Annotated in this window: 9 protein-coding genes; 1 reads left to right on the top strand and 8 read right to left on the bottom strand. The window is 72.0% G+C overall.

The genetic code is table 11. The annotated features are described in order from the left end of the window. Positions 1-51: 51 nt before the first annotated feature. A complete protein-coding gene (locus ACZK5D_RS05930; protein WP_463664633.1) occupies positions 52-1,383 on the bottom strand; it encodes an extracellular solute-binding protein in 1,332 nt (443 codons plus the stop codon). 46 nt (positions 1,384-1,429) lie between these two features. Next, positions 1,430-2,578, bottom strand: coding sequence for an ROK family transcriptional regulator (locus tag ACZK5D_RS05925; protein ID WP_463664632.1), 1,149 nt, complete (start codon positions 2,576-2,578; stop codon positions 1,430-1,432). Positions 2,579-2,635: 57 nt separating this feature from the next. Between ACZK5D_RS05925 and ACZK5D_RS05920 the strand changes: the two genes are divergently transcribed. Then, positions 2,636-3,715 (top strand): family 20 glycosylhydrolase, encoded by a 1,080-nt coding sequence (locus ACZK5D_RS05920; protein ID WP_458993856.1) that lies wholly within the window; start codon positions 2,636-2,638, stop codon positions 3,713-3,715. 7 nt (positions 3,716-3,722) lie between these two features. Here the strand turns inward: ACZK5D_RS05920 and ACZK5D_RS05915 are convergent, their stop codons facing one another. The 6 genes from ACZK5D_RS05915 to glgB are packed head-to-tail and all read right to left on the bottom strand — an operon-like array spanning position 3,723 to position 14,495. After that, positions 3,723-4,619 (bottom strand): tetratricopeptide repeat protein, encoded by an 897-nt coding sequence (locus ACZK5D_RS05915; protein WP_463664631.1) that lies wholly within the window; start codon positions 4,617-4,619, stop codon positions 3,723-3,725. A gap of 31 nt (positions 4,620-4,650) precedes the next feature. Then, complete coding sequence (treZ, locus tag ACZK5D_RS05910; protein WP_463664630.1) at positions 4,651-6,372, bottom strand: malto-oligosyltrehalose trehalohydrolase; 1,722 nt, start codon at positions 6,370-6,372, stop codon at positions 4,651-4,653. Next, a complete protein-coding gene (gene treY, locus ACZK5D_RS05905) occupies positions 6,369-8,900 on the bottom strand; it encodes a malto-oligosyltrehalose synthase (RefSeq protein WP_463664629.1) in 2,532 nt (843 codons plus the stop codon). The genes treZ and treY overlap by 4 nt, the downstream gene beginning before the upstream one ends. Positions 8,901-8,935: 35 nt before the next feature. Next, entirely contained in the window at positions 8,936-11,728 is a 2,793-nt protein-coding gene (locus ACZK5D_RS05900) for a cation-translocating P-type ATPase (RefSeq protein WP_463664628.1), read from the bottom strand. Between the two features lie 44 nt (positions 11,729-11,772). Next, positions 11,773-12,549, bottom strand: a complete 777-nt coding sequence (locus ACZK5D_RS05895; protein WP_463664627.1) for an NUDIX hydrolase — start codon at positions 12,547-12,549, stop codon at positions 11,773-11,775. A 50-nt stretch (positions 12,550-12,599) separates the two neighbouring features. Beyond that, a complete protein-coding gene (glgB, locus tag ACZK5D_RS05890) occupies positions 12,600-14,495 on the bottom strand; it encodes a 1,4-alpha-glucan branching protein GlgB (RefSeq protein ID WP_458993862.1) in 1,896 nt (631 codons plus the stop codon). Between the last annotated feature and the right edge of the window lie 27 nt (positions 14,496-14,522).

Here is a 14,522-nt window from a genome sequence, read left to right as displayed (position 1 = left end):
TGTCCGGTCGGTGGGGTGCCCGGGTCTCCCCGGACACCCCACGGTGGATGGTCAGCTCTGGCCGTTCAGCATCGGGGTGAGGATCTCGTCGTACTCGGCGGCGAGCGCGGCGACGTCACCACCCTCGGCGATCTTCTGGAACAGCTCCTCGTAGACGAAGGCGCCCTCGATCGCGGCCCAGCCCGGCGCGGCGGGGGTGAGCTTCGAGTTCTCGGCCGTCTCGATCATGGTGGTGGCGAACTTGTCGTCGCCCAGCGAGTCGGTGAACTGCGTGTTGGCCGGGCCGAGGCCGTTCTCGCCGAGCATGCGCTGGTACTCCTCGGAGTAGATGATGCGCAGGAGCGCCTTGGCCAGCTCGGGATTCTGCGACTGCGCGGAGACGGCGAGGTTGGAGCCGCCGGCGAAGACCGGGGCGATGCCGCCGTCGACGCCGGGGAGGGCGAAGATGTCGTACTTGGCGGCGTCTGCCATGCCGTCGCGCACCTCGTCGCCGGCGTCGTTGGTGGTGAGCTCACCGATGGACCAGCGGGCCCATCCCGGGGCCATGATGGTCGCGGCGGCGGGGGCGGCGCCGTCGGCTCCGTCGTTGAGGAAGTCCCAGTAGGCCACGTCACGCTCGGTGGCGGGCAGGTTGGAGGCGCCCTGCGTCAGGTCCTGCCACATCTCGAGCCCGGCGATGGTCTTGGGGTCGGTGAGGGTCGAGGTCCACGTGGTGCCGTCGACGGTGGCGAGCTCGCCGCCGTTGGCGAACACCCAGGAGATGCCGTTGCGCCAGTCCTGGCCGCCCATGGCGAACCCGCTCATGGTGTCGGTGGTGAGCGCCTTGGCGGCTTCGCTGAACTCGGCCAGCGTGGTGGGCACCTCGACGTTGTTCGCGGCCCAGATGTCGGGGCGGTAGAACATGTAGCGGGAGCCGAAGTAGTAGGGGAGGGCGTAGACCTTGTCGTCCACGGTGCCCACCTCGACGAAGGACTGCAGCAGGTCGTCGCCGCCGAGCTCGTCGTACATGTCGGTGAGGTCGAGGAAGGCCCCGACGGTGGTGAAGGTGGGCGCCTGAGTGTTGCCGAGCTCCACCACGTCGGGCGTGTTGGCCGGGTCGGGCAGCGCGGTGGTGAGCTTGGTCACCAGGTCCGGCCACGCCTGCTCCTCGATGCGCAGCGTGGAGCCGGGGTTCTCCTCGGCGAACGTGGTGACCAGGTACTCGCGCAGCGCCTCGGGGGTGTCTGCGCCGGCCACCCAGAGGGTGATCTCGGCGCCCTCGGGGGCGGCCGAGCCGGTGGCGGACGTGGTGGGGGCGGCGCTGCCCGTGTCCGTGGGGGTGGCCGTGCAGGCCGCGAGCCCGAGGGCGAGCGAGGCCGCGACGGCGGAGGCCATGAGTCTCATCGTGGGTGTTCCTTTCGTGAACTGTGGATCGATGACGGTCAGGGGGTCAGGGGATGCCGAGCGTGCTCGACAGGACGAGGACCCCCGCGCCGACGAGCGGCGCGCGGTCCTCGAGGCGGGAGAGCCCGAGGGTGGGCACGTGGTTCATCGCGGGCCAGATCCTGGCGGTCAGGGCCTCGCGGGCCGCGTCGACGACCGGGCCGGCGAGGAGGTCCTCGGGGCCGGCGATGACGATGTCCGACAGGTCCAGCAGCGCGGCGATGGGCGCGAGGACCGCGCCGAGGCGCTCCCCGACGGCGGTCAGCCAGGCGGTGCGCTCAGCGGGGGAGAGGCCGGCGATGGCCGCGCGCAACAGGGGCTCGCTCAGCAGAGTCTCCAGGCAGCCGCGCCTGCCGCACACGCACGCGGGCGGCTCGCCCCACGGCGCGCCGTCGCCGGCGGTGGTGGCGGTGATGTGCGCGATCTCACCGGCCGCGCTGGTGGAGCCGTGGACCAGCGAGCCGGCCACCACCAGGCCCGCGCCGATGCCGTCGCCCAACAGGATGGACAGCACCGAATCGCCGTCGGTCTCGCCGAAGGCGAACTCCCCGAGCGCGGCGCAGTTGGCGTCGTTGGCGACGGTGACGGGAAGGCCCAGCCGCTCGGCCAGCAGGCCCTGGAGGTCCAGGCCGAACCATTCGCGCTTCGGCGCGCGCAGGATGGTGCCGTCGCCGGTGACCACGCCGGGGGTGGAGACGCCCACACCGAGCACGGGCACCTGGGAGAGCTCGATGAGCGTGCGGCAGAACCGGGTGAGCTCGTCGACGCCCTCGTCCCCCAAAGGAAGCAGGTCGTCGAGCCGGCTGTGGTCCATCGACTCGCCGGTCAGCGTCATGGTGGCCCCGGACAGGTGCCCGTCGCGAGTGAGGTCGACCGCGACGATGCGGCGCTGGTCCTCGCAGAGCGCGACGAGCGTGCCGCGCTTGCCGGGCGTGCCGGGGCGGCTGTCGGGCCCCAGCTCGCGGACGACCCCCTCCTCGGCCAGCCCGGCGATGAGGGCCGAGACGGTCACCTTCGTGAGCCCGATCTGGCGGGCGAGGTCGGCGCGTGACATGGGCCCACCCCGGAACAGCCGTTGCAGCACGGCGGCGCGGTTGAAGTCGCGCACATGGGTGGGGAGGGAGAGCTCGCCCCGTTGGAAGGTTCTCAGTCGCACGTTGAATAGTATGGTTTACTAACTATCAAGATGCAAGCCCGATGGAAGGACGAACACGTGACCGCAGTAGAGGCAGCAGAGCAGGCGGGCTACGGATGGCGCGGGCTCTCGCTCGACGTGGTGCGCCACTTCTTCCCGGTCGAGGACGTGATCCGGGTGATGGACATCGCCCAGAGCGCCGGCCTCAACCGAATGCACCTCCACCTCAGCGACGACCAGGGGTGGCGCCTCGACATCCCGGGCTGGCCCGAGCTGGTGGAGCGGTCGTCGGGCTCGGGCGTGGGAGGCGGACCCGGCGGTTACTACACGCGGGCCGACTGGGACCGCCTGCGCGCGGCCGCGACGGAGCGCGGGCTGCTGCTGATCCCCGAGGTCGACCTGCCGGGGCACTCGAACGCGGCGCTGCACGCCGTCGAGGGCCTGAACCCCGACGGCGTGCGCCCGGCCGAGTACCACGGCATCGAGGTGGGCTTCTCGTCCCTGAGGCTCGCCGCCCCGGACACGCAGCGGTTCATCCGCGACGTCTACCGCTACCTGGTCGACATCTCCGACGGGCTCGTGCACGTGGGCGGGGACGAGTCCCACGCCACCGACGCTGCGGAGTACGGGGAGCTGCTCGACCTGATCGTCGCGGCGGTCCGCGACGCGGGCGGCACCGTCATCGCCTGGCAGGAGGCGGCCGCCCACCTGCGCGAGGGCGAGTACGTGCAGGTGTGGGATCCGCGCCTGGCCACCGCCCCCGTCGTGGCCGCAGCGCAGCGCGGGGTCAAGGTGATCCTCTCGCCGGCCTCCAGCGTCTACCTGGACATGAAGTACGACGAGTCGCACGACCTCGGGTTGTCGTGGATGGGGACCACGGAGCTGGTCCGGACGGCAGCCCTGGACCCGCACGCCCTCATCGAGGGCCTCGACCCGGCCGCCATCGCGGGGATCGAGGCCACCCTGTGGACCGAGACGCTGGAGACGTTCGACCAGGTGTCCTACATGCTGCTGCCGAGGCTGGCGGCGGTCGGAGAGATCGCGCGCACCGGGGCGCTGGACTGGCCGTCCTTCGCGGCCCGGCTCCCGTCCATGGCCGAGGACTGGCAGGCGCGCGGCTGGCGGTACCACCGCTCCCCGGGGGTGGATTGGCGCTGAGCCGTCGTCAGAACAGGACGCTGGCCAGCCGCCGGCGGGCCTTGAGGACCGCGGGCTCCGCCCGGCCCACCACCTCGAACAGCTCCAGGAGGCGCACGCGGATGGTGTCGCGGTCCTCGGGGCCGGACTGGGCCGCGAGGCCCAGCAGCCGGTCGAACGCCTCGTCGGGGAGCCCGCCGATGATCTCGAGGTCCGCGGCGTCCAGCTGAGCCGGCAGGTCGTCGGGCATAGCGGACGCGCGCTGCACGATCAGCTCGGGCTGGAAGGTTGCGCTGCGCTCCAGCAGCGCCGACTGGGCACGCCCCGCCAGGACCTCGGCATCGCCGGGGGTCTCCTTGAGGAGTGCGTCGAACTCGCGCACGGCGGCCGCGAAGTCCCCGGCCTCCAGCGCGGCGTCCGCCTTGGCGAAGCGCGGGTTGACGGCGGGCTCGGGGGCGCCGTCGGGGGACGGGGCACCGGAGACGGGCTGGGCGCGGCCCGTCATCCCGTTGGCCACCGCGAGCTGCGCGATCTGGTCCAGCACGGCGGCGATCTCCTCGCGGCTCTTCGTGCCCTGGAACAGCGGCGCCATCTGCCCGCCGATCACGGCCACGACGGTGGGCACGGCCTGGATCTGGAGCGCCTGGGCGAGGCGCGGCTCGGCGTCCACGTCCACCCGGCCGAGCAGGAAGCGGCCGCCGGCCGCGTTGACGAGGTCCGCGAGGGCCGCGGAGACAGCAGCGCCGTTCGGGTCGCGGGGGGAGTGGAACTCCAGGATCACCGGGTGCTGGGCGGACTTCGCGGCCAGCTCCTGGAAGTCGGCCTCGGTCAGCGCCATCACGTAGCCGCCGCCGGCCTGCGCGGCGGGCTGGGAGAGTGAGGAGAGGTCGACGGCGCCGGGGCGCGAGAAGTTCGCTTGAGTCATGCGCCCATCTTTGCCGCACACCCCGGCCGGTTCAACCGCGCACCACCAGTGCGCCCGGCCCGGTCAAGCGGTAGCGGCCCCCGCCCAGCTCCTCGGCCGGGTCCCACTGGGCGAGCACGGTCCCGGGCAGGCGCACCTCGGAGCCGTGGCCGCGGGTCGCGGCCACCCGGACCTCGCCGCGGGTCATCACGACGGTGTCCACGTCGACCACCTCGACCCGGGTGGCGCCCAGGTCCGGGGAGCCCAGGTCCGCGACGCCGCGCCGCAACCCGAGGAGGCGCCGGTACCAGGAGAGCATGCGCGCGTGGGGCGCCTCGCGCAGCTCCTCCCAGCGCAGGACCGCCGAACGCCAGGTCTCGACCGCCTGCGGGTCAGGGGTGGGGCTGCTCCAGCCGGTGGCGGCGAACTCCCTGGCCCGGCCCTGCGTGACGAACGGGCCGAGGTCAGGGCCGAGGTGGCTGAAGTAGGGGAACGGCGTGGAGGCGGCCCACTCCTCGCCCATGAACAGCAGGGGCGTGAAGGGGCCGAGCAGGTAGAGGGCCGCGGCCGCAGCCTGGAGGTCGGGGGAGGCGTGCGCGGCGAACCGGTCCCCGAGCGCCCGGTTGCCCACCTGGTCGTGGTTCTGCAGGAACGCCACGAACGAGTGCCCGTCGTAGTGGGGGCTGCCCGGATCCACCGGCGCGCCCCAGGTGGTGTCGCGGTAGGTGGACAGGCCGCCGTCGTGCACGAACACCCTGGTCAGCGCCTTCGCCAGGACCTCCGGCGAGCCGAAGTCCACGTAGTAGCCCTGGGTCTCGCGGGAAATGAAGCTGTGCAGCGCGTGGTGGACGTCGTCGGCCCACTGGGCGTGCATGCCCATGGCGTCGGGCTCCGAGCCGACGGGGGAGATCATGCACGGCTGGTTGAGGTCCGACTCGGCGATCAGCGTCAGCGGCCTGCCCACCTCGCCGGACCACCGCTCCACCTCCTGGGCGAGTTCGGCGAGGAAGTGCGGCCCGTCGGAGTGATCGCGCAGGGCGTGCACGGCGTCGAGCCGCAGCCCGTCCACCCCGACGTCGACCAGCCAGTGGCGCGCCGATCCGACGAGGAACCGACGAACCTCCCCGCTGCCGGGCCCGTCGAGGTTGACCGCATCCCCCCAGGGGGTGGTGTGCCGGTCGGTGAAGTAGGGGCCGAAGCGGCTGAGGTAGTTGCCCTCCGGGCCGAGGTGGTTGTGCACGGCGTCGATGAGCACCCCCAGGCCCCGCGCGTGGCAGGCGTCGACGAGCCTGACCAGGCCGGCCAGGCCCCCGTAGGACTCCTGCGCGCAGTAGAGGGCCACGCCGTCGTAGCCCCATCCGCGGTCACCGGGGAAGGCGGCCACCGGCATCAGCTCCACGGCCTCCACGCCGAGCCCCACCAGATGGTCGAGCCGGTCGATGGCCGCGTCGAAGGTGCCCGCGTCGGTGAAGGTGCCCACGTGCAGCTCGTAGAGGACCGCGCCGCGCAGCCGGACCCCCTGCCAGCCGGTCCCTCGGGCGAGGAGCGATGGGTCCACGACGGCCGCCGGGGCGTGCACGCCCTCGGGGAGGGACAGCGCCCGGGGATCCGGCAGGGGCTCCCCGCCGTCGAGCCGGAAGGCGTAGCGGTCCCCGGGGAGCAGCTCCGCGTCTGCCTCGAACCAGCCGCCGCCGTTCGGGCGCATGGGGAGGTCGCGGCCGCCGGTGACGAGCGCGACCTCATGCGCCCTGGGCGCCCAGACGGCCGGCCTCACCGGGCCACCAGGAGGGCGACGGGGAGCGTGGCCAGGACCTCCGCCAGGGGCGTGGCGCCGCCGTCGAACTCCTGCCCGGTCAGCACGTCGACGAGCGGCAGCTCGGGCAGGATCACCTGATGTTCCCCCCAGCCGCCGCGTTCGGCGAGCAGGGAGGGGAGCCGGGTGGCCACGGCAACGGCGGTGACCCCGCTGTCGCGCACGCCGCGGGCGAACGCGACGGCGTGGCCGCTGGTGCTCGGCACCGGCGCGTACGTGGCGGACTCGCCCCGGAACGCGTCGGGGTGCTCGCGCCGCACCCGCAGCGCCCGGCTGGTGACCAGCAGCTTCTCGGCGTCGAGGCTCTGCTGCCGCGACGCGTCGACGGCGGCCAGCAGGTCCGCCCGCGCGGCGAAGTCGACCGGCCTGCGGTTGTCGGGGTCCACCAGGGACAGGTCCACGATCTCGCAGCCCTGGTACACGTCCGGCACGCCCGGCATCGCGAGCTGGAGCAGCTTGGTGCCCAGCACGATGCACCGCACCGAGTCCGCGACGGCGGCGGTGAAGTCGTCCAGCGCCGCGGCGCAGCGCTCGTTCGTCAGCGCGGCGCCGGCCAGCGCCTGCACGGCCGCCTCGTAGGCCTGGTCCGGGGCGGACCACGTGGTGTGCGCCTTCGCCTCCCGCATGGCCTTGGTGAGGTACCCCTCGAGGCGGTCGGCGGTGATGGGCGCGGCCCCGGCGGCCGTGCCGGGGAGGCGCCACGTGGCGGCGAGCGTCTGCCACACCAGGAGTTCGGTGGCGCCGTCGACGCCCGCGCGGTCGTGGTCGGTGGCGGCGCGGAGCTCCGCGACGCAGGCCTCCCACTCCTTGGCGTGCTCGAGCAGGGCCGCGAGGCGGGCCCGGACGTCCTCGGAGCGCTTGGTGTCGTGGGTGGACAGGGTGGTCATGGTGGCGGGCCAGGCCTGGTTGGTCTGCTCGCAGAAGCTGTGGAACCCGTCGACCGACACCCCCACCAGGGTGGGCTCGCTGCCCACCTCGTTGACCCCCACGAAGCGGTTCCACCGGTAGAAGGCCGTGTCCTCCTTGGACTTGGCCATCACCGGGCCGCAGGTCTGGGCGAAGCGGATCATGAACTCGGCCCGCAGCTCCGCGACGCCCGGAGCCGCGTGCGGCAGCTCGGTGGTGACCGCGACGGACCCCACGGCGGGCAGGTCCTCGGCGCCGCCGGGCTCGCCGGGACGGGTGTCGCCGCAGGCCAGGGCGACGATGAGGTCCAGGGTGGCCTGCTCGTCCTCGGCCAGGTCCGGGCGCGCCCGGTCTGCGGCCTCGACGATCACGGCGCGCTCCTCGACCGGCGCCGGGAGCCCCGGCTCCACGTAGGCGCGGTACCGGTCCATGTTGACCAGCAGCGCACGGATGGCGCGGCCGAGCTCGCGGCGGGTGTGGTCGCGCAGCGTCACGTCGGACTCGCAGATCGCCACGGCGATCGAGACCAGCCTGTTCACCTCGGCGAACAGCATGGAGCGCACCACCTCCTCCTTGGCCTTGAGGAGCGCGGCGCCGAACCATCCCTCGCCGCCGGCCACCCGCTCCCACAGCTCGTTCAGGCGCGGCAGCTCCGCCGGGTCGTGGAACAGGCCGGTCACCCGCAGCAGCGCGTCGTAGCCGGTGGTGCCAGAGCAGCGTGAGCCCACGGGCAGGGTCTCGTGGGGCTCCAGGATCTTCTCCACCACCACCCAGCAGCCGCCCGTGGCGCGATGCAGCTTCTGCAGGTACCCGCGTGGGGTGGCCAGGCCGTCGGGGTGGTCGATGCGGAACCCCTGGATGAGGCCCTCGTCGAACAGGCGCAGCAGGAGCGCGTGGCTGGCATCGAACACCGACTGGTCCTCGACCCGGATCGCGGCCAGGGTGTCCACGTCGAAGAACCGGCGGTAGTTCAGCTCCTCGTTGCCCACCTTCCAGTAGGCCAGCCGGTACCACTGCTGGTCCAGCAGCTCGTCGAGGGGCAGGTCCTCCGTGCCCGGGCGGATGGGGAACACGTGGTCGTGGTAGGCGACGACGCGCTCCGGGCGGCCGTCGATGTCGCGCTCCACCACGGCGATGGCGGAGTCGGCCAGCTCGTCGCCGATGCGGCGGCCGAGGACCGGCATGAGGATGGCCCGGGAGCGGGTGAGGTCGATGTCGAACCAGCCCGCGAACTCGGACTCGGGCCCGGACCTCAGGACGTCCCAGAGCGCGCGGTTGAGCCACAGTGGAGTGGGCACCGCCATGTGGTTGGGGACCACGTCCACGACGATGCCCAGCCCGTGCTCACGGGCCGCCTCGGCGAGCCGGCGGAACCCGTCCTCGCCCCCGCACTCGGCCGAGACGGTGCCGTGGTCCACCACGTCGTAGCCGTGCGCCGAGCCGGGCGCGGCCTGGAGGATGGGGGAGCAGAACAGGTGGCTCACGCCCAACGAGGCCAGGTAGGGCACCTGCGCCACGGCGTCCTGGAACGTGAACGAGGCGTTCAGTTGGAGTCGGTACGTGGACACTGGAGAGGCTGACACACCCCCAGACTATGGGGAGGCGCCGCACGAGTCGATCATCGGCGGGCCCTCCGCACCCCCTTGACGGCCTCCTCGACGGCGATGACGACGGCTCCCGCGCCCAGTGCCACGCCCCACTGCTGCCACCCCAGCGGGGCGGTGCCGAAGGCGCGCTGCAGCACCGGCAGGTACACCACCGCCACCTGCGCCAGCAGGGCGCCGGCCAGCGAGATCCACAGCCACCGGTTGGTGAAGAGGTGGTTCGCGACGCTCGCCGAGTCCGACCGGCTGTTGAGCGCGTTGGCCAGCTGCATGACCACCAGCGCGGTGAACACCGTGGTGCGGGCCAGGGCCAGCTCCTCGCCGTCGGCCGCCAGGTGCTCCAGCCCGCCGATGAGCCCGCCGGGCAGGGTGAGGTCGTAGGCGACGAGGCTCAGCAGGCCCATGAGCGCCCCGATCACGAGGATGCGCTGCCACATGTGCCTGTCGATGATCCGGTCGTCGAAGCGGCGCGGCGGCCTGGCCATCACGTCGTCGATCTCGGGGTCCACCCCCATCGCGAGGGCGGGGCCGGAGTCCGTGACGAGGTTGATCCAGAGGATCTGCGTGGCCAGGAGCGGCACGACGGCGGTGCCCGGGCTCGCCGGGTCCGCCAGCCCGATCGCGCCGCCCAGCGTCACGCCGAGGAAGACCGTGGCGATCTCGCCCATGTTGGAGCTGAGCAGGTAGCGCATGAACTTGCGGATGTTGTCGAAGATCACCCGGCCCTGGCGGACGGCGGCAACGATCGTGGCGTAGTTGTCGTCGCCGAGGATCATCGCCCCGGCCTCCTTGGTCACCTCCGTGCCGGTGATGCCCATCGCCACCCCGATATCTGCGGACTTCAGCGCCGGCGCGTCGTTGACGCCGTCGCCGGTCATCGCCACCACCTGGCGGTCCGCCTGGAGCGCGTCGACGATGCGGAGCTTGTGCTCCGGGGCCACCCGTGCGTACACCGACGCCGTGCGGGAGATCTCGGCGAGGACGGCGTCGTCAGCCCGGTCGAGCTGGACGCCGGTGACGACGGTGCCCCCGTCGCCGGTGATGCCCAGATCGGCCGCGATCCGCGCGGCGGTGACCGGGTGGTCCCCGGTGATCATCACGGTGCGGATCCCGGCACGGTGGGCCTCGGCGATCGCGGTCGCGGCCTCCTCCCGAGGGGGGTCGAGCAGGGCGACGATCCCGCCGAACGTGAGGTCGCGCTCCGACGGCTCGCCGAACCCCTCCCGCTCGTGGGCCGCCGCGGGGCGCCAGGCCACGCCGAGCGTGCGGTAGCCCTGGGCGCTCAGGTCGTCGGTGACGCGCAGGATCTGCCCGCGGCGGGCCCGCGTGAGGGGGACGGCGGCACCGCCCACCTGCTCCGTTGCGCAGAGCTCCAGCAGCACGTCGGGGGCGCCCTTGGCGTGCACGACGTGGCCCAGGTCCGGGTGCTCGCTCAGCACCGACATCATCCGGCGTTCTGACGTGAACGGCACCTGGGAGGCGCGGTCGTGGGCCGCGGCCAGCTCGGGTGCGCCGTCGAGCTTCCTGGCCGCCACCAGGAATGCGGCCTCCGTCGGGTCGCCCTGGATCTGCCAGGCGCCGTCGACCTCGGCGAGTTGCGCGTCGTTGGCCACGGACCCGGCCACGAGCGCGAGCCGCGCCTCGTCGAGGGTGCGGTCCACGTCGCCGTCGATCGTCACCTCGCCCACGGGCGCGTACCCGGTCCCCCCGAGCCTGATCCGGCCGGAGGCCGTGACCACCTCGCGCAGCGTCATCTCGTTGCGGGTGAGGGTGCCGGTCTTGTCCGAGCAGATCACGGACACCGAGCCGAGGGTCTCCACCGAGTGCAGGTCCTTCATGACCGCGTTACGGCGCGCCAGCGCCTGGACGCCGATGGCCAGGACCAGTGAAAGGATGGCCGGCAGCCCCTCGGGGACGGCGGCGACGGCCAGAGACACGCCCATCAGCAGGATGTCGACGGCCTCATCCAGGCTGTCGACCCGGGTGAGAAGAGCCGTGGTGGCCATGACGACGACCGCGATCGCCATCACGAGGATCCCCAGAGTCCTGGAGATCCGGGCGATCTCGCGCTGCAGCGGGCTGGGCTCGGACTCGGTCTCGTCCAGCAGCGTCGCGATGCGGCCCATCTCGGTGCGCATCCCGGTGGCGGTCACCACGGCGCGCCCCACCCCGCGGGCCACGGCGGTGCCCTTGAAGACCATGTTGCTGCGCTCCGCCAGCGGTGCCGGCTCGGGCAGCGGGCCGGGCGACTTGCCCGCCGCCTCGGACTCCCCGGTCAGCGACGCCTCCTGGACCCGCAGCGCCGAGGCGGTGACCAGGCGGGCGTCCGCGCCGACGGCGTCGCCCTCAGCGAGCACGAGCATGTCGCCGGGGACGAGCTCGGCGGACGCGACGGTGGTGAGCAGCCCGTCGCGCAGGACCGTCGACCGGGTGGCGGTGAGGCCGGCCAACGCCGCCACGGCGCGCTCGGCCCGGTTCTCCTGGACGAACCCGATGACGGCGTTGGCCACCACGATGAGGGCGATGACGATGGCGTCGACGGGTACGCCCGAGCCTCCCTCGACGGCCCAGGCGACCACCGAGATCACGATCGCGGCGAGGAGGAGGTAGATGAGCGGGTCCGCGAACTGGCGAAGCAGCCGTCGCCAGGCGGGCTCAGGCGGGGTGGAGCGCAGCTCGTTGGGCCCATGCACCTCACGCCTGGCGGTCACCTCGGACTCGGTGAGCCCCACCGCGGGGTCCACCCCGAGCGCCAGGGCCACGTCGCCGGAGGGGAGGAGGGTCACGTCGCGTGCAGCGTCGGCCATATCCCCATTGTGTCCCCCTCCCCGGCCCGGATGGCGGGCGGGTCTCAGGAGACCGGGTAGCCGTTCTCGGTCATGCCGCGGTAGCCGCTCAGCATGAGCGCGATCCGCCTGGCCGACAGCGCTGTCACGTAGGTGGGGACGTCGTCGGGCTCGACCCAGTGGATGGCGCGGATCTCCCGGTCGTCGGTGCCGAGCTCAGCCGCGACCTCAGGCGGGAGCACGCCGCCGTCGAAGATGAACTCCACCGCGTCCGACCAGCCGAGGTAGGGCGGCATCCAGTCGACGAGCAGCGGCTGCCCGAACTCCACCTCGATGCCCAGCTCCTCCAGGGTCTCGCGCTGCCCGCCGTCGCGCGGGGACTCGAGCCGCTCCACGACACCACCGGGGAGCTCCCAGTCCTCCTTGTAGGAGGTCTCGAGCAGCAGCACCCGGCCCTCCTCGTCGAGGAACAGCGCGTGCGCGATGACGCGCTTGGTGGGCAGGATGGAGTCAAGCACTCCCGAGAACCCGCTGGGCCCGTAGACGGTGTCGACGGCGAGGCGCGAGTAGATCAGGATGTCGCGGAAGACGCCCGGCTCCGGCTCGGCGGCGGAGCGCAGCCGACCCTCCAGCCGGAAGCCGCAGCGGTGCACCGCGACCCTCGCCGCGGTGTCCCACTCGGGCAGCTCGACCTGGAGCCGACGCAGGTCGTGGGCGAGGATCGCGTCGTCGGACGCCAGCGACAGCGCGCGTTGCAGCGTGTCGATCTCGACCTCCTGCTCCTCCCAGCGCAGGGTGCCGATGCCGCCGGCGATGTCCACGGACACCTTGAAGTCGCTCACGGGCACGACCGTACCCGGTGGGCGGGGCGACGGACGACCCGGGTGCGGGGTCAGTCCGCCAGGCGGCGCAGCCAGATGGAGCCGAGCGGGGGCACCGTCACGCGGGCGCGCGCCGGGAAGTGGCCCCAGGGCTCCTCGTGCGCGGTGACCTCTCCGAGGTTGCCGAACTCGCCGGAGCCGTCGTAGATGGGGGAGTCCGTGTTGAGGATCTCCTCCCACGGGCCGGCCGCCGGAAGGCCGATCTCATAGTCCCGCAGCGGCTCGGGGGAGAAGTTGGTCACGCACGCGATGTGGTTGTAGTCCTCGTCGTGGCGGACCCACGAGATGGCGTTGTGGCCGGCGTCGTCGGCGTTGATCCAGCTGAAGCCCTTGGGCGAGTTGTCCAGCTCGTACAGCGGGCGGTTGCTCTTGTACAGGTTGTTGAGGTCGCGGAAGAGGCGCTGCAGGCCGCCGTGGCCCCACAGCTCGCTGACCCACCACTCCAGGGACACAGACTCGTTGAACTCCGGCCGCTGACCGAACTCGCAGCCCATGAAGATCAGCTGCTTGCCGGGGAAGCTCCACATGAACGAGTAGTAGGCGCGCAGGGTGGCGAACTTGCGCCAGTCGTCCTGGGGGACCTTGTTGATCATGGAGCCCTTGCCGTGGACCACCTCGTCGTGGCTGATGGGCAGCACGAAGTTCTCCGAGTAGGCGTAGACCATGGCGAACGTGAGCAGGTTGTGCTCGTACTGGCGGTAGACCGGGTCCAGCTGCAGGTAGCGCAGCGTGTCGTTCATCCAGCCCATGTTCCACTTGAAGCCGAAGCCGAGGCCGCCCTCGTGGACGGGCTTGGTGACGCCGCCGAAGCTGGTGGACTCCTCGGCGATCATGAGCACGCCGGGCTCACGCTCGTACAGGTGCCGGTTGCAGTAGCGCAGGAAGTCGATCGCCTCGAGGTTCTCGCGGCCGCCGTACTGGTTGGGCACCCACTGGCCCTCCTCGCGCGAGTAGTCGAGGTAGAGCATGGAGGCGACGGCGTCCACCCGGAGGCCGTCGATGTGGAACTCCTGGATCCAGTACAGCGCGTTCGACACGAGGAAGCTCTTCACCTCGTTGCGGCCGTAGTTGAAGATGTAGGTGCCCCAGTCCTGGTGCTCGCCCTGGCGCGGGTCCGCGTGCTCGTACAGGGCGGTGCCGTCGAAGCGGCCCAGCGCCCAGTCGTCCTTGGGGAAGTGGCCGGGCACCCAGTCCATGATCACGCCGATGCCGGCCTGGTGCAGGCGGTCGATCAGGTAGCGCAGGTCATCGGGCTTCCCGAACCTGGACGTGGGGGAGAAGTAGCCGGAGACCTGGTAGCCCCAGCTGGGCTCGAACGGGTGCTCCGACACGGGCATGAACTCCACGTGGGTGTAGCCCTGCCACTTCACGTAGGAGACCAGTTCCTCGGCCAGGTCCAGGTAGCTCTTGCCCTTGCGCCAGCCGCCCAAGTGCACCTCGTAGACGCTCATGGGCTCGGCGTGGGCCTGGGAGGCGCGGCGCTTGGCGATCCACTCGTCGTCCGACCAGACGTAGCGGGACCGGTAGACGATCGAGGCGTTGGCCGGAGCCTGCTCGCTGAACTTCGCCATCGGATCCACCTTCTCGATCCAGGAGCCGTCCTGGGTCTCGATGCGGAACTTGTACAGCGTGCCCTCGTCGAGGCCCTCGATGAACGCTCCCCACACGCCGGAGCCGGGGATCAGCTCCATGGGGTCTCCGGTCCACCAGTTGAAGTCTCCGATGATGGAGACAGACTTGGCGTTGGGCGCCCAGAGGGCGAAGCGCACGCCGGTGACGGAGCCGCGCTCGTCGTCCTCGACGGTCACCACCTCGCTGCCGAGGCGCTTCCACAATTCGGTGTCTCCACCACCGTGGAACCCTTCGAAGTCCCAACCGGTCAATCCACCGAAGCGGTCGTGCGCCATTTCCTGACTCCTTCGAAGCGTTGTCTT

It is taken from the genome of Tessaracoccus yangjingae (assembly GCF_055326235.1).
This window is presented reverse-complemented; position numbering and strand designations above follow the sequence as displayed.

Bases quoted from the DNA above. Each gene is read 5' to 3' on its own strand.
- ACZK5D_RS05930 (WP_463664633.1), bottom strand. From the start codon at position 1,383: ATGAGACTCATGGCCTCCGCCGTCGCGGCCTCGCTCGCCCTCGGGCTC.
- ACZK5D_RS05915 (WP_463664631.1), bottom strand. From the start codon at position 4,619: ATGACTCAAGCGAACTTCTCGCGCCCCGGCGCCGTCGACCTCTCCTCA.
- ACZK5D_RS05900 (WP_463664628.1), bottom strand. From the start codon at position 11,728: ATGGCCGACGCTGCACGCGACGTGACCCTCCTCCCCTCCGGCGACGTG.
- glgB (WP_458993862.1), bottom strand. From the start codon at position 14,495: ATGGCGCACGACCGCTTCGGTGGATTGACCGGTTGGGACTTCGAAGGG.